Annotated in this window: 16 protein-coding genes and 1 riboswitch; of the genes, 1 reads left to right on the top strand and 15 read right to left on the bottom strand. The window is 41.2% G+C overall.

Features of this window, described 5'->3' with window-relative positions:
• Position 1: 1 nt before the first annotated feature.
• The 15 genes from ACTHOQ_RS00355 to ACTHOQ_RS00425 form a co-directional block, all read right to left on the bottom strand.
• Positions 2 to 556: a nitroreductase family protein gene (locus ACTHOQ_RS00355; RefSeq protein WP_440493666.1), complete on the bottom strand. Its 555-nt coding sequence runs from the start codon at positions 554 to 556 to the stop codon at positions 2 to 4.
• Positions 550 to 1,311 (bottom strand): uroporphyrinogen-III C-methyltransferase, encoded by a 762-nt coding sequence (cobA, locus tag ACTHOQ_RS00360; protein ID WP_440493667.1) that lies wholly within the window; start codon positions 1,309 to 1,311, stop codon positions 550 to 552. The genes ACTHOQ_RS00355 and cobA overlap by 7 nt, the downstream gene beginning before the upstream one ends.
• Positions 1,308 to 1,940 carry a precorrin-2 dehydrogenase/sirohydrochlorin ferrochelatase family protein gene (locus ACTHOQ_RS00365; protein ID WP_440493668.1) on the bottom strand — a complete coding sequence of 211 codons (633 nt, stop codon included), beginning with the start codon at positions 1,938 to 1,940 and terminating at the stop codon, positions 1,308 to 1,310. The genes cobA and ACTHOQ_RS00365 overlap by 4 nt, the downstream gene beginning before the upstream one ends.
• The gene (locus ACTHOQ_RS00370) at positions 1,937 to 3,295 is read right to left on the bottom strand and encodes a cobyrinic acid a,c-diamide synthase CobB (RefSeq protein WP_440493669.1); all 1,359 of its coding nucleotides are present in this window, start codon (positions 3,293 to 3,295) and stop codon (positions 1,937 to 1,939) included. Before ACTHOQ_RS00370 ends, ACTHOQ_RS00365 begins: the two co-directional genes overlap by 4 nt.
• Positions 3,292 to 4,431, bottom strand: a complete 1,140-nt coding sequence (locus tag ACTHOQ_RS00375; protein ID WP_440493670.1) for a cobalt-precorrin 5A hydrolase — start codon at positions 4,429 to 4,431, stop codon at positions 3,292 to 3,294. The genes ACTHOQ_RS00370 and ACTHOQ_RS00375 overlap by 4 nt, the downstream gene beginning before the upstream one ends.
• Positions 4,424 to 5,206, bottom strand: a complete 783-nt coding sequence (cobM, locus tag ACTHOQ_RS00380; protein WP_440493671.1) for a precorrin-4 C(11)-methyltransferase — start codon at positions 5,204 to 5,206, stop codon at positions 4,424 to 4,426. Before cobM ends, ACTHOQ_RS00375 begins: the two co-directional genes overlap by 8 nt.
• Positions 5,206 to 5,910, bottom strand: coding sequence for a precorrin-2 C(20)-methyltransferase (gene cobI, locus ACTHOQ_RS00385; RefSeq protein WP_440493673.1), 705 nt, complete (start codon positions 5,908 to 5,910; stop codon positions 5,206 to 5,208). Before cobI ends, cobM begins: the two co-directional genes overlap by 1 nt.
• Positions 5,907 to 7,103, bottom strand: coding sequence for a precorrin-6y C5,15-methyltransferase (decarboxylating) subunit CbiE (gene cbiE, locus ACTHOQ_RS00390; RefSeq protein WP_440493835.1), 1,197 nt, complete (start codon positions 7,101 to 7,103; stop codon positions 5,907 to 5,909). Before cbiE ends, cobI begins: the two co-directional genes overlap by 4 nt.
• Positions 7,078 to 8,214 carry a cobalt-precorrin-5B (C(1))-methyltransferase gene (locus ACTHOQ_RS00395; protein WP_440493836.1) on the bottom strand — a complete coding sequence of 379 codons (1,137 nt, stop codon included), beginning with the start codon at positions 8,212 to 8,214 and terminating at the stop codon, positions 7,078 to 7,080. Before ACTHOQ_RS00395 ends, cbiE begins: the two co-directional genes overlap by 26 nt.
• A complete protein-coding gene (locus ACTHOQ_RS00400; RefSeq protein ID WP_440493837.1) occupies positions 8,189 to 8,854 on the bottom strand; it encodes a precorrin-8X methylmutase in 666 nt (221 codons plus the stop codon). The genes ACTHOQ_RS00395 and ACTHOQ_RS00400 overlap by 26 nt, the downstream gene beginning before the upstream one ends.
• Positions 8,855 to 8,865: 11 nt before the next feature.
• A complete protein-coding gene (gene cobK / locus ACTHOQ_RS00405) occupies positions 8,866 to 9,624 on the bottom strand; it encodes a precorrin-6A reductase (RefSeq protein WP_440493838.1) in 759 nt (252 codons plus the stop codon).
• 8 nt (positions 9,625 to 9,632) lie between these two features.
• A complete protein-coding gene (gene cobJ, locus ACTHOQ_RS00410; protein WP_440493675.1) occupies positions 9,633 to 11,294 on the bottom strand; it encodes a precorrin-3B C(17)-methyltransferase in 1,662 nt (553 codons plus the stop codon).
• A gap of 224 nt (positions 11,295 to 11,518) precedes the next feature.
• Positions 11,519 to 11,705, bottom strand: a riboswitch (cobalamin riboswitch).
• Between the two features lie 216 nt (positions 11,706 to 11,921).
• Complete coding sequence (locus ACTHOQ_RS00415) at positions 11,922 to 14,390, bottom strand: ABC transporter permease (protein WP_440493676.1); 2,469 nt, start codon at positions 14,388 to 14,390, stop codon at positions 11,922 to 11,924.
• Complete coding sequence (locus ACTHOQ_RS00420) at positions 14,390 to 15,172, bottom strand: ABC transporter ATP-binding protein (protein WP_440493839.1); 783 nt, start codon at positions 15,170 to 15,172, stop codon at positions 14,390 to 14,392. The genes ACTHOQ_RS00415 and ACTHOQ_RS00420 overlap by 1 nt, the downstream gene beginning before the upstream one ends.
• Positions 15,162 to 15,725: a sigma-70 family RNA polymerase sigma factor gene (locus ACTHOQ_RS00425; RefSeq protein WP_440493840.1), complete on the bottom strand. Its 564-nt coding sequence runs from the start codon at positions 15,723 to 15,725 to the stop codon at positions 15,162 to 15,164. Before ACTHOQ_RS00425 ends, ACTHOQ_RS00420 begins: the two co-directional genes overlap by 11 nt.
• A 363-nt stretch (positions 15,726 to 16,088) precedes the next feature.
• Here ACTHOQ_RS00425 and ACTHOQ_RS00430 point away from each other — a divergent pair, with 363 nt between their 5' ends.
• On the top strand, positions 16,089 to 16,682 hold the full coding sequence (locus ACTHOQ_RS00430; protein ID WP_440493678.1) for a hypothetical protein: 594 nt from the start codon (positions 16,089 to 16,091) through the stop codon (positions 16,680 to 16,682).
• Positions 16,683 to 16,693 lie beyond the last annotated feature (11 nt).

Here is a 16,693-nt window from a genome sequence, read left to right on the forward strand (position 1 = left end):
CTTATATCCACGTTGTTTTTTCTGAAAACGGCGTACGTTTTTTCTCGGTTGTAACAGGTTCCTCCGGATAACCAATGCATAACGTACCAACGAGTTGTTCGGAATCCGTTGCCCCGATAAATTCATGCAAAGCAGTTTCATGTACGAGACCTACTCCTCGTGTCCGCCACACCATGCCTAAACCGAGCGATTCGGCCATTAGCCACATTGACATGATTGCACTGCTAACAGCGAATTTATTGTCCAATGTAGCCCCTTCATCGCCTTCCACTACGGCAGAAGTTACGACGATAATGAGCGGTGTTTTTGTAACAGCCTGCATCGAGCTTTCTACTAAGTTTGGTTTTGTCGGAAAGCGCTGCTGTAAATAATTGAATGCTACTTGCTCAAAACGCTTTAAACTATCTCCTTGCAAAACATAAAACTGCCAAGGTTCACGCATCCGGTCATTCGGTGCATACGTTGCTGCTTCCAGTAATTGTTCAATTTTTTCCCGCTCCACTTCCTTGGGTAAAAATTGACGAACCGCTCGTCGCTTTTTTAATGCTTCTAACATGTTGTCTCAATCCTTTCATTAAACCATGCAATTTCTTCACGAATTCCTACGACATCCCCGACTAAAATCATCGAAGGATTCACAATTTTTTCCTGCTGAATCTGTTTGGATATCGTCTCTAATTGACCTGTAATGGTACGCTGGTTACTTGTTGTTCCCCATTCAATAACGGCAACGGGCGTCGTCGGTTTCTTTCCATGTTCGAGTAAACTTTTCGTAATATGATCGATGTTGCCAACACTCATATAAAATGCGATCGTATCGATTTGTGCGAGACTTGCCCAGCTTAAAAAGTCCTGACCCTTTTCTTCACGTCCATGCCCGGTAACAATAGCAAAGCTTGTCGCATAATCTCGATGCGTAACGGGTATGCCTGCATATGCTGGTGCCGCTATTCCTGCTGTTATCCCTGGAACAATTTCAAATTCAATGTTTTCATTGCGAAGAATTGCTGCTTCTTCTGCACCTCGTCCAAAGACGAATGGGTCGCCGCCTTTTAAACGGACAACCTGCTTGTTCTGCAGTGCTTTTTCAACTAGCACACGATGAATTTCATCTTGTATCAGGCCATGCTTTCCCGGTTCTTTGCCACAATAAATTAATTCGCAATGGGCTGTTGCGTGTTTTAAAATTTCGGGGTTTACTAATCTGTCATATAAAATGACATCAGCTATTTGAATGCACTCTAATGCACGTATTGTCAGTAATTTCGGATCACCCGGTCCAGCACCGACTATATAAACAAATCCACTCAATTGACTACCCCTGCTTCAATTTGACGTAAAAACTGTGCACATTTTTCCTCATTCTTTTGCTGAATCCAAACGAGTATTTCAGGTTCAAGTAATTGAGCAAGCGCTGCTTTTTTTTCATCGCCTTCATAATTTTTTAGAATAAGCAGACGGGCTTCCTTTAGAAATGCAACGTACTCTGCATAACTTTCATCGTATTGTTCCTCTAAGTCAGCTTTTACTTTTCTAGTAAGTGCCGGACTTGCACCAGTTGTCGACACTGTTACAACAAAATCTCCTCTACGGACAACTGCAGGGTTCATAAAATCCATACGCCCTAAAGCATCTGCACGATTTAATAATTGCCAATGCTGTGTCGCTTCTTCCACAGCATCATTTACCGCTTCGTCATTCGTTGCTGCAAAAATAAGTGCTGCATCATCTAAATCAGCCGGTTCGAAAAGTTTTCGTTTCCAGACTGCTCTGCCTTCATCTATATATGTCTTTAACTTATCCGTTACTGTCGGACTTACAACGGTAATCTGTGCATTCGTAGGCAGTAAAGCTTCCACTTTTTGACGTGCCACATGCCCGCCACCGACAATCACCACTTTTTTAAAATCAATATTGACCATTAACGGAAAATAATTCATGCTCTTACCTCCAAACAAGCTGCAAGCCAATTTTTCACGAGTTGCGGATTGGATGCGAAATGAAAATGCGTATAACCAGCAACTAAATTCCCCTGAGCATAACCTTCCTGTTTAGCCCCAAAGCGTCCTTTTGTAAAATAAGCAGGTGTTTCATGATTCCCTTCATAAACGGAATAATGGAATTCATGACCTTTGGCAAGCTCCTGTTCACCGATTAAAAAATTGCCCTCCACACCGGCAATTTCTCTGTAGCCTAACGCCGCCAGCTTATCCTGCATACGAACGATCCCAGGAATGACACCAAGCATTTTACAGCCTTTCCCTTCACGGTTGAAAATTTCTTCTGTTAAATACATGAAGCCCCCACATTCCGCCAGTGTCGGGATTCCCTTTTCGATTGCTTGTTTTATCGAGGTTTTTGCCTGTTCATTTTGTGCAAGCTTCTCGGCAAATTCTTCAGGGAATCCCCCGCCGATATATAACCCTTGTGCTTGTTCAGGAACTGCTTCATTTTCTAAAGGCGAGAAGAAATGCAGTTTTGCACCGTTTGCTTTCAGTAATTCAAAATTTTCTTCATAATAGAAGTTAAATGCTGCATCTTTTGCAACAGCTAAATGAATTTCTTGCGTGTTTGTTTGCATATTGAAAATTTTTGAAGTTTGCTCCAATTCGGCCGCTTTTGTAACTTGTAGCAGTAAATCCAGATCAACAGTTGCTTCGATAGCATCTCCAAGCTCATCAAAATACGCATCGAGCTCCCCGCGTTCGATCGCCGGCACCAAACCTAAGTGACGGCTTGGCAATGTCGGTACCGCATCTTTTTGTAAATAGCCGAGAACAGGAACATTGCATTCATGTTCAATCGCCGTTTTGACGATTTCAAAGTGACTTTTACTCCCTAACTGATTGGCAATAACCCCCACAATATTGGCATTGTCATCCAATTTCTGGAACCCTTTTACAATCGCAGCAACACTTCGGGCCATACTCGCTGCGTTAACAATTAAAATTACCGGACTGTTTGTAATTTCACTAATATGTGCCGCCGATCCTTCATTCGATAATGGTGATTTCCCGTCATAAAATCCCATAACACCTTCAATTATCGAAACATCTGAATCGATACTGTTTCTCGCGACAATTGTGCGTACAACATCCTCTGTCATCATGAAACTGTCAATATTGCGTGAAGGCCGCTTCGTTACGGCTGTATGATACGTCGGATCGATATAATCCGGACCACATTTAAATCCCTGTACAGTTAAGCCGCGCTTCATTAGTGCACGCATAATACCAATCGTAAATGTAGTCTTTCCAACGCCACTGCCTGTACCGGCTAATACGAAACGATTCATACGGTTTCCTCCTCATCAAATGTAATCCGGGCAACGGAAATGGTTGCATTGCCGCTTTTCTTCTTTTCCAAAAGCCAGTCCGTCGCATTGGCACACCGTAATGCTGCGGGTTCACTGACACCGTATGCCCCTGTAAATTTAAAGACTGTTTCAGATGGGTTTTGCAGCGGCATCTCATTCAGCTCTGCCGGTGTATACGTTATAAACTGCCAGTTGTTTCTGGCCGCTACTTGCAGGAAACCCTGCTCGTCCTTTTTCAAATCGATTGTGGCGATTGCTTTGACGCTCTTTTTGCTCAGCTTTAGTTCTGCAAGCGTTTCATCAATTAGTTGTTCAATTTCTTCTGCCGATGTTCCGCGATTACAGCCCATTCCTAAAACAATGGATTTCGGTCTGTAGATCACACCGTTTTCGAGCAATATTTCTTCCTCTTTTTCGATAATGCGATCGGTAATGAGCAATGTCGCCTGTGGTTTTGCAGCAATTGCTTCCTGTGTCGTACTGTAAATTTTCAAAGTATCAGGCATCGGTGTTTCATGAAGCCACCATTTTTTTTCACCGGTTTCCTGTACGATGGCAACATGTTCTTCATTGACAACAGATGCACTGACAGGCGTTAACTTTTCTTCACTGTCCCAAACCCATCCGTACCGTGCACCAAATAAATCAACCGCGATTGTTTTTTGAACATCGGATGCTGTAGTTACAATCGGAGTCGCATTGATTGCTTGTGCAAACTCATTTGTCAGGGCATTCGCACCCCCAATATGCCCGGATAAAACACTCACGACGTATTGTCCTTTATCGTCAACAACGAGAACACCCGGATCTTTCTTTTTATCTACTAAAATCGGGGCAATCATCCGAACGACTGCGCCAAGGGAAATAATCAATATCATCGACTTATATGCTTTAAATAATGCAGGCAGCAGCAGGCGCACCGTCCCGTCAAATAATTGAATATTTTTTTCAGCCTCATCGCCCTGCTCGAATTTCTTCATATAATAGACATCGACATATGGAAACTTCTCCGCATACTTTCTTGCGTTCGCCACACCGTGCTTTGTAATGGCAACAAGTGCATAAGGTTTTGTCACACGAACTTCCGGTATTTCCCCTTCACGTAAATTAATCATCGACTTTCACACCTTTACGGAAACCATGTGTAAAGGTAGCGTCATATAATTTTGAACGGTAGTCTTTTTCATGGATATTCGGATCAAGTGCCCAACCGGCTAAAATCATCGCATGTTTGCGGATTCCATTTGTACGCATCGCTTCATCCAGTCCGGCAATTGTCGTGCGAACGATTTTTTGATCCGGCCATGAAGCTCGTTGAATAACTGCAACCGGTGTATCATCCGACCAGCCTGCAGCCTGTAGCTCTTTTGTAATCTTTTTCGTTAATGTGGCACTTAAAAACATTGCAATTGTGCAATGATGGTTTGCCAACGCTTGCAGTTTTTCACGCTCCGGTACTGGTGTACGTCCTTCTGCTCGTGTTAAGATCAAAGTTTGTGTCAAGTCAGGAACCGTTAATTCGGCTCCTACTGCTGCAGCGGCAGCAAACACGGAACTCACACCTGGAACAACGTCATAGCCAATATGATGGTTTTTTAATAATGCAACTTGTTCCATTGTTGCCCCGTACATTGCCGGGTCACCCGTATGTAAACGCACAACCATTTTGCCCGCATTGACGCGTTCGACGATGCAATCAACCATCTCCTGTAAATGCATGCCTGCTGTACGGATCACTTCTGCATCCGCACGGGCTTCGGCAACTAAAGATTCACTTACTAAAGAATCTGTATACATGACAACATCCGCTTGTTGAAGCAGTTTAAGACCTTTCACTGTAATTAAATCCGGGTCGCCGGGACCTGCACCTATAATCCAAATTTTCTTCATTATTTTCGCACCACCATACATGATAAATAATTGAGCTCAGCTCCACGCAATTCGTTCGTATTCCAAATAATTTCTTCATCGGATGTTACTTTTGTCACAACACGGGTTTTTTCAAGCAGGTTCATTTCTTCAAGTAAGTCCAGCATGTCATCCAATACTTTCGCTACTTTAATGAACACAATTCCATCATGTGTTTCGATAACACGGCGCATCTCTGCCATATCCGAAGTTGCCGGAATCATTGCTACATGGTCATCTCCGTCTGCCAATGGGATTCCTAAACGATTGGCAGTTCCATTAAATGAAGATATCCCTGCAATCGATTTCATTGGGACTTCGGGATGCATTTCTTTCATCAGTTTCATCAAGTGTATATATGTACTAAAAAGCATCGGGTCGCCTTCCGTTACGAAAGCAACATCTCGGCCTTCCTTCAAATGTGCATAAATTTTCTCTGCGGATTTAGACCATGCTTCGTGCAATGTTTGCTCGTCCTTCGTCATCGGAAATACAAGTCCCAGCATTTCTTTTTCCGCCGGATTAACGTACACATCGATGATTCGCTGCGCATACGATTTACTGCCGCGCAATTTTTGCGGATAGGCAATTACCGGACATTCTTTTAGCATTCGAAAAGCTTTCACTGTAATAAGTTCCGGATCTCCTGGTCCAACACCCAATCCGATCAATGTACCGATTGTCATAGTTCCATTCCTTTCTGTGCTGTCACAATAAAAATTGGATTTAACGGTTCAAAACGCGTTAAATTTAAAATGGGCTTACTCTTTGAAATTTGTGCCTGAAGTACTGAAACCTCACAGTTGAGCTTTTTAAAATGTCCCATCGCTTCTGCCAAATTTTCAATTGTTGCGATGTTCATAACAATGCGGCCATTTGGCTTTAATCGAACGATACATTGTTGCAGTAACTGCTCCATATTGCCGCCGTTTCCGCCAATGAAAATGGCGTCCGGATCAGGAAATTCTTCTAATCTTTCTGGTGCTTTTCCTAAAACAGCTGTAAAGTCAGTACGGTGAATATGCTGATTTTGAAGACAGTTTTCCAAATCCGCTTCATTTTTTTCAATTGCAAACACTTGACCTTCGCGGGCTATTTTCGACATTTCGATGGCAACTGATCCTGTGCATGTCCCAATGTCCCATGCGATACTTGTTTCTTTTAATTGCAGTGCTTGTAAACAAAGCACTCGGATCTCCTTTTTCGTGATAAGCCCTTTATCCGGTTTTCGCTGAATAAACTTGTCATCATCAATACCGATTGATGCACGCTCGACAACTACACGCTGCTTTAAAATAACGACATTCAGTGGTGAAAATTCGGCGTTCTCCATTTCATCCAAAGAAAAGTGGCGACATCTTTCTGTTGAACCTTCCAAATTTTCTGCCACAAACGCATCGTATTCGGACATGCCGAACGCTTTTAAATAACGAGCAAGTGCATTCGGTGAATTTTCTTCATCTGTCAAAATGGCTATTTTTTTTCGGCCATCGATTTTTTGAGCAAGTCCTTTCATCGACCTACCATGAACACTTGTTAAATAAGCATCCTGCCAGCTTTCCTGCATTCTTGTAAATGCCAGTTGAACAGAGCTTGCATAAGGATATATTTCTAATGGGAGCTTCTTCGCCAAAACTCCCCCTAATCCGTAAAACAGCGGATCGCCTGATACTAAAATGACGACGTTTCTTGTTTCTTCTTGCAGCTTATCTACTAATCGAGAGAGTCCGCCTTTTATAATGATTTTTTCACCAGTGTAATCCGGGAAAAAGTCAAGATGACGTTTACCACCAGCAAGCACTTCACTTGACTCAATCCAAGCGATATATTGCGGGAGTAAACTTGCTGGTCCGTTATCCCCGATACCAATCATTTTCATCCAATTGTTCAATATTCTCAGCCTTTCCCAGCATGTCCCCGTTCATTGCATACAGCGATGTGGAAACACGTAATTTCGCTTTCATATGATCCAGTGCAAAGTAACAGCAGTTTTTACAAAGCGCTTCAAAAAATTGGTCATTCCCCTGCATGATTTCCCCTACTTGTGATGCCGTATTCGCATGTAATATTTGCTCGATTATTTCTGGGTCAGCTTCTGCATTTTTCGCGATTTCAGCCAAAAACGGGAAACTGATAGGCGCACTTTTCGAATGCACCATCATGACACCCTGTGCTACCTTAGAAAATTTCCCCATCATCCCGACAAGCGATACTTGGGGAATCTCTTTTCGGGCAATATGCTTTAATGTAAAACCGACAAAATCTCCCATCTCTATAAATGCTTCTTCTGGTAAGTGCGGATATTGTTTCATCGCGTATTTTTCACTGCGTCCGCCGGTTGTGATGACAAGATGTTCACAGCCTGCTTCTTTTGCAACACTGATCGCCTGCACGATACTCGCCATATAAGCGGAGCTTGAAAAGGGCACGACCGTTCCTCGTGTACCTAATATGGATATGCCGCCCAGTATACCAAGCCTTGCATTTAACGTCTTTTTCGCTATTTCCTCACCGTCCGGAACTGAAATAATTACTTCGACTCCTTTGTCAATTTGGAAAAGTTGTATCGCTTCTTCGACGACACCATGAAGCATTTTTCTCGGAACAGGGTTAATTGCCGCTTCCCCGACAGGGACGGGCAATCCTGCTTTTGTCACACGACCAACACCGACTCCGCCATCCAAATGGACACCGCTTTTCTCTACAAAACGAACGGTACTTTGAATGCGTGCTTTATGCGTTGCATCCGGATCATCCCCGGCATCCTTAATCGTTTCACACATCACTTCATTGTCCTTTACTACAAATGATGCCACTGTAAATGTGGCATCCTGTCCTACAGGTAAATGTATTGTTACATCTTTTGGGACTTCACCCGTCACAAGTGCGTACAGGGCAGCCTTTGTCATCGCAGTTGCACAAGCTCCTGTTGTATAGCCGTGACGCATTTCCGACGGATCTTTTTTATTTCGCTTCTTTTGCTCGTTCATCAGCCATGATTGAGATGGCATTTAATGCTGCGACGGTTACAGTACTGCCACCTTTTCTTCCTACATTCGTAATAAACGGAATTCCTTCTAAAATCGCTAATTCCGCTTTAGATTCTGCTGCCGAAACGAACCCAACAGGCATTCCAATGATTAAATCAGGCTTTGCGAGACCTTCTTTAACCAGGCGAATTAATTCAAGTAAAGCTGTTGGGGCATTCCCAATTGCATAAATACCACCTTCTTGTAATTGCGTCGCCTTTTGCATCGAAATAATGGCACGAGTTGTTCCAAGTTTTTTGGCTTCAATTGAAACGTCTTCATCTGCGATATAACAATGCAGATCCCCGCCATGTTTTTGGAATCGTTTGCGACCAGAACCACTTTCAATCATCTGAACATCTGCTACAACATGACGTCCTGCTAAAATCGACTGAATTCCCGCTTCAATGGCATCATCCGTAAAAATCATGCTGCGGCCCAGTTCGAAGTCTGCTGAAGCATGGATAACGCGGCGAACAACAAGCCATTGTTCATCTGTAAATGGATGTTCGCCCATTTCTTCTTTAATCATCGCAAAGCTATAGTCATAAATTTTGTCCGGGTCTACCGTTAGTGGTACGAAGTCTGTATTAAAATTCATATTTGCCATTGCTATTTGCCTCCTAATTTTTCAAACACTTTGTCGAATGAAGTGCATAAGTTTTCATAGTGTATTTTTGGTCGCTTAATTAAAATGACAGGAATGCCAAGCTCTAATGCCGCATCCATCTTCTCGTCTACCGAACCGACTTTCCCGCTTTCCTTTGTAATAATAAGTGTTGTGCTGAACTGTTCGTAAAGCGCTTTATTCAATTCTTTAGAAAACGGTCCTTGGATTGCGATAATATCGCGTTGCTTCACACCTAGTGCATTGCATTTATCCATATTCTCTTTATTTGGCAGCATCCGGCAGACAAGACGAATGTTTTCGTTATGTAATAATTGTTCCGTAAAAACGGCGAGCGTTTTACTGCCTGTCGTCAACATAATTGTTCCTGAATGTGCGGATGCAGCAATTGCCGCTTCTTTATACGTTTCCACTTCCGTAACAAGCGGATGTACATAGCTTTGTTGTGGACGTTCATATCGAATATAGGGTATACCCGTTATATTTGCAGCAGCCATCGCTGTTTTAGAAGCCTCTTCCGCATACGGATGACTTGCATCTACCACCATTGTTACGTGTCGTTCTTCGATCAGTTCCGTCATTTGCTGTACTGTTAAGCGACCGACATGATATGGAACATTCGCATCTTTTAGACTCGCAGCAGCAGAATCCGTAACAACAGTGGCCACCAGATCATAGCCGGCTTGCATTAATCGAATCGCCAGCTCTCTTGCATCACTTGTTCCTGCTAAAAATAAAATCATCGTCTCACCTAATCTCCACATGGGGCTTCTTCCACTTTAATTTTGCATGACATATCAACATAATTGAAATTCAGTATTTTCTTCACACGTTTAAAATATTTAAAGAAACGCTCATTAGGATGGGCATTTTCTTTATAGTCCGCAACGATATCCGTTAGTAAAGGAATCAATTTTTCCGGTTCGATCCCCTCCAGGACAGGTTGTGCAGCATGGGCTGTTCGTCCGACTGGCTTCGAACCGATAAACAAATCGAACTTTTTCTTGCGGTAAACAATGCCGATATCATCAAAAACCGCTCGATAACAAGCCATTCCGCACCCATTAATTCCGACATGCAGCTCTTTCGGCATTTTAATGCCTCCGAGCGTTTCCATGATCTGTTCAGCATAAGGAATGGATTCCGCTTTTTCGCCGTAACAGAAATCACACGCCTTGACGATTACTACGTCGCCGACAGGTTGAACAAGTAAACCCGTTTTTTCTACCGTTTCTACTATTCTTTGAGGTGAATCAGTTGGTACCTTCAACACGAGACGATGATCGGGCGTATATTCCATCGTACCCCGTTCCCCTACAACCTTTGCCAATGTAATCATTTGTGCAGGTGTAATCAATTTATTGGCAACACCTGGTGATACCGCAAACTCAAATATGGATTCCACTTCTTGCTGAACTAAAAAAGGATTTTCTTCAACTTTTACTACTGACGTTTCTTTATGTACGAGCGCTAATGCTTCATTTGCAAGCTGTAATGCGGTTGTTTTAATGGCTGCTGGTTCAACTATTTTTTTCTCGATAGCTTCAATTTTTTCATACCCGGTCTTTGCTTCACCCGTTTCCTGATCCAATGCCCACGGTTCCGCTTCTTTTTTCAAACGTTGATGCGGTTTTAACAGTTGTTTTTCTTCTCCTAACGTATATTTACGCTGATAGCCGCGTGGGGTAATGATTTTATTATCATAGTAAAATGTTGAAGAGTTCCCTACGACTACTGTTGTGAGCATTCCGATATCATGTTCCAGCATTTCCTCTAATGTTGTTAACACAATATCCTGCGTATCCCTGTATGCAGCTTTTACTAGCCCAACAGGTGTATCCGGTGAACGATACTTAAGCAAAATTCGTTGGGCTTCAACAATCTGTCTCGTACGTCTGCCAGATTTCGGATTATAGAATGCGATGACAAAATCCGCCATTGCCGCCGCTTCAATCCGTTTTTCAATGACCGTCCATGGTGTTAAATGGTCACTTAAACTAATCGTGCACGAATCATGCATAACCGGAGCACCGAGTAAACTGGCACAGGAGTTAATGGCAGATATACCCGGAACAACTTCTACTTCAATGCCTTCTTTTGCAGTCCAGCCCTTTTCGATTAATACTTCATATACGAGCCCCGCCATCCCGTAAACACCCGCATCCCCACTGGAAATAACGGCAACAATATGGCCGGCTTCAGCTTGTTTTACAGCTTCTTGTGCACGTGAAACTTCTTCAGTCATTCCCGTACTGACAATGGTTTTCGCTGTCACTAAATGCTCGATCAGTTCTACATACGTTTTGTAGCCCATAATATGGTCACTTTGCTGTAGCGCATCGACTGCACGTTTTGTTATATGTTCACGATCTCCAGGACCGAACCCTACAACAAAGATTTTTCCCTTTTGCATGTATACACCCTCCGTTATAGAAAAATACATCTCGCCCCATAGGGAGTGATGATAATTTTTCTTATGTGGATCCAAAAAAACTAGTATTACGTATCCACTAAGAAATAAAAAATGCCCGTACCTCTCGTCAGAAAGAGGTACGGGCATGTGAAATTAATACTAAAAAAGTATAGAAAAACACAAAAACAATTACTTGTTTCGCCTATACTTCTCCCTCCGAAAAGTAAGTATCGTTTGAATAAGCAGGTTTCCTGGCTTAAGCTTCCTTTTACTTTCACATCTTCCCATCATTTCGACAGTGATTTGTTGTGATTTCATCAGCTATTACAGTAGCGGGGGCTGCATTAGTCTTTCACTAATTTCCCTTTTACCTCACATAAATATGCAAGCACTTATTCAAATTGCTAATTATTAAATTATTATAAAAATAACATAGTCTATTAAAAAATGAAATGACTTTTAAAATATTGATAATTTATTCCTGTGGAAATAGAGCATTACATGCGTTTTCTTTCCTTCACGATCTACGTTGCTGGAAAGCGGCTTGCCTTATCGAGGAAATAATCTTTTTCCGAGTATGGGATGTCTTCATTTTTGCCTGTGCCTGAATATCGCTTCATCTTCATTTTACTGAATTAGCCTTTGAGCTAAATTTTTCCTGCTAATATAATAGCCTTGAATCAAAAATACTATAAGCGTTAAAATTAAAAAGAACGCGCTAATATTGAGCAGCAACTTGAAATCAAAAACAATATGGGAGCCTGTATCAATGAGCGCCATAAGCATCGTAAAAATATAACCGATGAATATCCCAATACATAGACCATAACTAATAAATGAAAAAACTTGCGATAAAATGAGCTTGATTAATCCGTTGGGGGATAATCCGATTAAGCGCTGAATTGTGTAATCCTCCATTTTTCCGGAAATCGTGTACATCAATGTTTGGATTACCCCAATACATGTAGCGCCAATTAAAATGGCAAGCACGCTTATAAATAAGCTCCAGCGCTGATAAAAAAATTGATTGTTTTCGGCTGTAAATGTCTCTATATCCGAAAAGCCAAGTGCTGGCCAGCGCTCATGCAGGAACTGTATTTCCTGTAATGTTTCATCGATATTTTTTGTTTCAATCATAATATCATCCACTAATAAAGTATCGCTCGCTTTCGCCACTGCTGAATCCCAGTCAATCATAATGTGAAGATTAGAAAAGCCCGTTGTAGTTAACCCAATGATTTGCATCGACTCAAGTTCAACGACTGACTGAGCTTCAAAATTGAATTTGCCGGTGCGCACCCGATCACCGACTTTTAAATGATAGAGCTCTGCATATTCCTCTGAAACAATTAATCCATTATTTGCATTGCCTACTACAGATTGCAGCTTACCGACTTCCACAAATTTTTCAATATCAATCGCTTTAAACGTTTCGCCTTGCCACTTTTCATCAATAAAAAGCTCTAAATGATCATATGTGCTTCTTGCAAAGGCATAGTCAACGGAAGGCAAGCGATCGATTTCCTGAATTATATCATTCGTCAGCGTAGGATAGCGCAAATCATTCGCCACAGCGACTGGCGCTTCGTATAAAAAGGTATGATAAGCTTTCTCGTTTTCCTGCACCGATTTAAAAAGAGTTGTCCCGAAAATGACAATCACCATTAAGCTAACAACACTTAATACAATCGGCATATTTTTTCTTATTTGCGGCATCAATTGTTGACATGCCAAATATGCCTCATTCCCAAAAATTTTGCGGACAGGCTGCAGGCATAATTTTATCAGTAACGTAAATCCATATGGCAGCACATAAAAAACAACCGCGCATAATATAAGACTGCCAAATAATATAGAAAAAACACCTTGCCCGCTATCATCATGCTTAAAACCATTTGAAAGAAACAGCAATGACGTTAAAACTGCGAAAGCGATAATAAATAATTTTCTTTTTGTTAGTTTTACGGCTGTATTGAAATTTTCCAAGGTGATTTGCAATGGCAGTAATTTCATTGTTTTACGCACTTGCCCTTGCATAATCGCAAAAAGAATGATGAAAATGCTAAGTGCAATGCTAATAATGAGCCAAACTGGAAATTGCGTGCTTACTTCAGGCAATTGCATTTTATGGACGATTGTCGGCAAGCCTTTCTTGATGACAGCATATGATAGAGCCGTCCCAAATACAGTACCGATGCTAATAATCGTGAGCACTTGGATTTGGACAATTTTCCCGACTTGTTTTTTAGTTGCTCCTAGTGACCGTAAAACCATTAATTGCTGCTTCAGTTTAAAGAACAGTAATTGGAATGTAGAAATAAGCAATACACAAGAAATGACTAGAACAAAAAACGAAAACATGACAATGAATATCATCAATGATTGAAAATTCAGCTTCACAAAATCATATTCATTCGTGACATCAATGCGCAATTCATCATCCAACCGAACAAGTTGCTCCGTAACGGAACTAGCGTAAGTTTCTTCATACAGATCGATTAATGTAAATACCCCTTGCGATGCTTTGGCATGGGCAGGTAAATATTGTTTTGCAACTTCATTTTGAAGGATAATCAACTGCACATCAGGTGCACCCGGCAATGGAGTCAAAATCTCCCTAACTGTGAATGGCTCGAAATTGACTAATAAATCATCTCCAACCTGCTTGTCAAAAAGCCGGGCGATCTTTTGTGAAATAACCACTTCATCCGATTTTACATTCTCCTTAAAATGGTACCGGCTTTTGACGAGGTCGTCATCTTCCACCCCGACTGTATAAACAGAAGGCAATACCCCTTCTACATTTGTATGGGTTAAATGTACCGGCGAGACTTCCTTTACCCCTTCTATGTTTGAAATTGATTCAACTTGATTCTCGCTTAGCCAGCTTTCTTGTTCGGGATTATATCCAACCGTCATATCTGCATATCCAAATAACGCATAAATATCCTCTTGCATCTTTGTTTTACCGTTCCATATATAAACACCCATCGTCATAATCAGACAAATACAAATCATAATAATGCTAATGCTCATTAAAATTTGGGCAGCGGCTGCGCGAAATAGTTTAATCGCAATTTTATTTAAATTGAACATTACACTTCACCTCTGCTTATCGACTTAAACCTCGCAAGTATTTCATCCAAATCAGAAGCTGCTTTTTTATTTTGATAGGAATCTGTAATCGCGCCATCATGGAAAAAAAGCACCCTGTCCGAAAAAGAAGCAACATAAGGGTCATGTGTTACAAGTAAAATTGTTTGCCCTGTTCTATGCTGCAGCTCGACAAATAACTGCAATATTTCATCCGTCGTATTTACATCCAGAGCTCCAGTCGGTTCATCCGCAAGTAAAATCGGAGGCTGATGGATGATGGCCCGTGCGATTGCCACACGCTGCTTCTGCCCTCCAGATAATTCATGCGGACGATGCTTGCGCCACTCATAAATTCCAAGCTGTTTCAAAACTTTTTCCAAGCGGACAGCTATTTCCTTCGAAGAGACATCATTTAAAATTAACGGAATCGCAATATTATCCTCGACATTTAAATCCTTCAGCAAATGAAAATCCTGAAATACAAATCCGATTTGCTCTTTTCTAAATTTCGATGCGTACGGTTCCTTATAAATATTTCGTGCTTCCTCGCCGAATAAAAATAATTTTCCCTCTGTCGGTTCATCGATAGCGCTTATCATATTCAACAGCGTGCTTTTCCCCGAGCCGCTCGTACCCATGATCGCTACCATTTCCCCTTCATATATCGTACAATGCACATTTTTCAATGCTTGTACTTTATGGCTTGATTGCGCAAAAATTTTGCTCATGCCATCAATGCGGAGAACCTCTTTCAGCGGCGGCACCGGTATTTTATTGAGCATTTCCTTCAATGGATTGTAACCATTCATCCATATACACTCCTTTCAATAGCTGCTTCAGCTGCATCAACCCTCTTCGAATATTCGTTTTCACGGTACCAGCCGGCAGCTCTACAATCGAAGCAATTACCGGCACCGTATAATCTTGGTAAAAACGCAGCAATAAAACCGTTTTATACTTTTCCTCCAAAGATTGAAGGGCGTTCCATAAGTCGATTTCTTCTTCCTTATATGTATTTGAAGTGGCCTGCATATCGATTAGCTTTAGCGGATCCGTAACCTCAAATCTCTTTATTTTTTCAATATAAGTTTTGCTGCAATTGATGACGATGCGGATCATCCATGTTTTGAAAAACTGCGGCTCCTTTAGATTATGTATATGTTCATACGCTTTTATTATCGCCTGCTGTAAAATATCCACCGCATCCGCCTCACTTTGAATATAGACAAATGCCATACGATAAAGGTCCGAATAGATTGGCTGGATGAGTTCGTAAAAAGCCTCATCGTCCCCTTGCTTAACACGAAGTATGAGTAATTCCTCTGCGCATTTAATATGCCTTCACCTTCCTTACATACATTAGACTAACGGAATATCGAAAACGATTCAAAATTTTTCATATGATGTTATTTAACCCCTTTCGGAAAATCTGGACGTTCTCTTCGAAAAATTTGATGTTGTACCTTACATTTTAGATAGTCTTTCTTTTTATCGTAAAATACGTTTAGCAATAGGCATAAAATAAATGAATATCTTCTCTCTATTACAACCCCAAATATCCAGCTTTGAATAAACATACCACTCCTAGACAGTTTTCTAATATAATATATAATGCATAAATAATCCGGTTTTTTTCTTATGGTATAATACATTTAATCATATATGCTTGTGTTAACTAGGCCCGGAAGGACGAATCAGATGAAAATTCGAAACAGAAAATTAAGCTACATAATAGCCGGAGCAGCAACATTATGTCTGCTAATACTTATCATTTTTAAAACGAGCGGCTTTCTTGCTGAAAAAGAGCAAAAAGAAGCGATCCGGCATACAGAATCCTATTTAGCAAAGAATTACAAAGACATGAAATATGAGATTGTCAGTGTCGATTCGACGACGGATTATGGGCATTACGGCTATTTCGAGCATGCAGTTACTGTCTTGAACAAAGAAACAGATAAAACATTTGATGTCTATTACGATAAAAACATGGAATGGATGGAAGATTCAATTAAGTTGGCAAAAATGGAAGATTATCTGATGCATATGATTCAACCGCAAGTAGAAGAATATACTGAACAACATTTCGGTGGAATAAGGTATGTTACGGCCAGCTACGATATGGGAATAGGCAAGCCGTTGATTCTTGTTAAATTTGAACAAGAACGCCCTGACATCACACAAAAGGAATTCAATGAGCTTGTGGCGTATATTAAGGAAATACTTGATGTAGAACATGCACTCGTTATTGCGGACTATTGGTTGAAAGAATTGACTTTTAAAGTAGATTTCTAGGGCAGGAATGG

Origin of the sequence: Solibacillus silvestris, from assembly GCF_051967575.1 — a bacterium.
Classification (GTDB): domain Bacteria; phylum Bacillota; class Bacilli; order Bacillales_A; family Planococcaceae; genus Solibacillus; species Solibacillus silvestris_B.

What these genes read in the sequence shown, in the direction of transcription:
- ACTHOQ_RS00370 (WP_440493669.1), bottom strand. Translation starts at nt 3,295, where the DNA reads ATGAATCGTTTCGTATTAGCCGGTACAGGCAGTGGCGTTGGAAAGACT.
- cobJ (WP_440493675.1), bottom strand. Translation starts at nt 11,294, where the DNA reads ATGCAAAAGGGAAAAATCTTTGTTGTAGGGTTCGGTCCTGGAGATCGT.
- ACTHOQ_RS00395 (WP_440493836.1), bottom strand. Translation starts at nt 8,214, where the DNA reads ATGAACGAGCAAAAGAAGCGAAATAAAAAAGATCCGTCGGAAATGCGT.
- ACTHOQ_RS00375 (WP_440493670.1), bottom strand. Translation starts at nt 4,431, where the DNA reads ATGATTAATTTACGTGAAGGGGAAATACCGGAAGTTCGTGTGACAAAA.
- ACTHOQ_RS00415 (WP_440493676.1), bottom strand. Translation starts at nt 14,390, where the DNA reads ATGTTCAATTTAAATAAAATTGCGATTAAACTATTTCGCGCAGCCGCT.
- cobM (WP_440493671.1), bottom strand. Translation starts at nt 5,206, where the DNA reads ATGAAGAAAATTTGGATTATAGGTGCAGGTCCCGGCGACCCGGATTTA.
- cobI (WP_440493673.1), bottom strand. Translation starts at nt 5,910, where the DNA reads ATGACAATCGGTACATTGATCGGATTGGGTGTTGGACCAGGAGATCCG.
- cbiE (WP_440493835.1), bottom strand. Translation starts at nt 7,103, where the DNA reads ATGAAAATGATTGGTATCGGGGATAACGGACCAGCAAGTTTACTCCCG.
- ACTHOQ_RS00430 (WP_440493678.1), top strand. Translation starts at nt 16,089, where the DNA reads ATGAAAATTCGAAACAGAAAATTAAGCTACATAATAGCCGGAGCAGCA.
- ACTHOQ_RS00355 (WP_440493666.1), bottom strand. Translation starts at nt 556, where the DNA reads ATGTTAGAAGCATTAAAAAAGCGACGAGCGGTTCGTCAATTTTTACCC.
- ACTHOQ_RS00420 (WP_440493839.1), bottom strand. Translation starts at nt 15,172, where the DNA reads ATGCTCAATAAAATACCGGTGCCGCCGCTGAAAGAGGTTCTCCGCATT.
- ACTHOQ_RS00400 (WP_440493837.1), bottom strand. Translation starts at nt 8,854, where the DNA reads ATGAATTTTAATACAGACTTCGTACCACTAACGGTAGACCCGGACAAA.
- ACTHOQ_RS00365 (WP_440493668.1), bottom strand. Translation starts at nt 1,940, where the DNA reads ATGAATTATTTTCCGTTAATGGTCAATATTGATTTTAAAAAAGTGGTG.
- cobK (WP_440493838.1), bottom strand. Translation starts at nt 9,624, where the DNA reads ATGATTTTATTTTTAGCAGGAACAAGTGATGCAAGAGAGCTGGCGATT.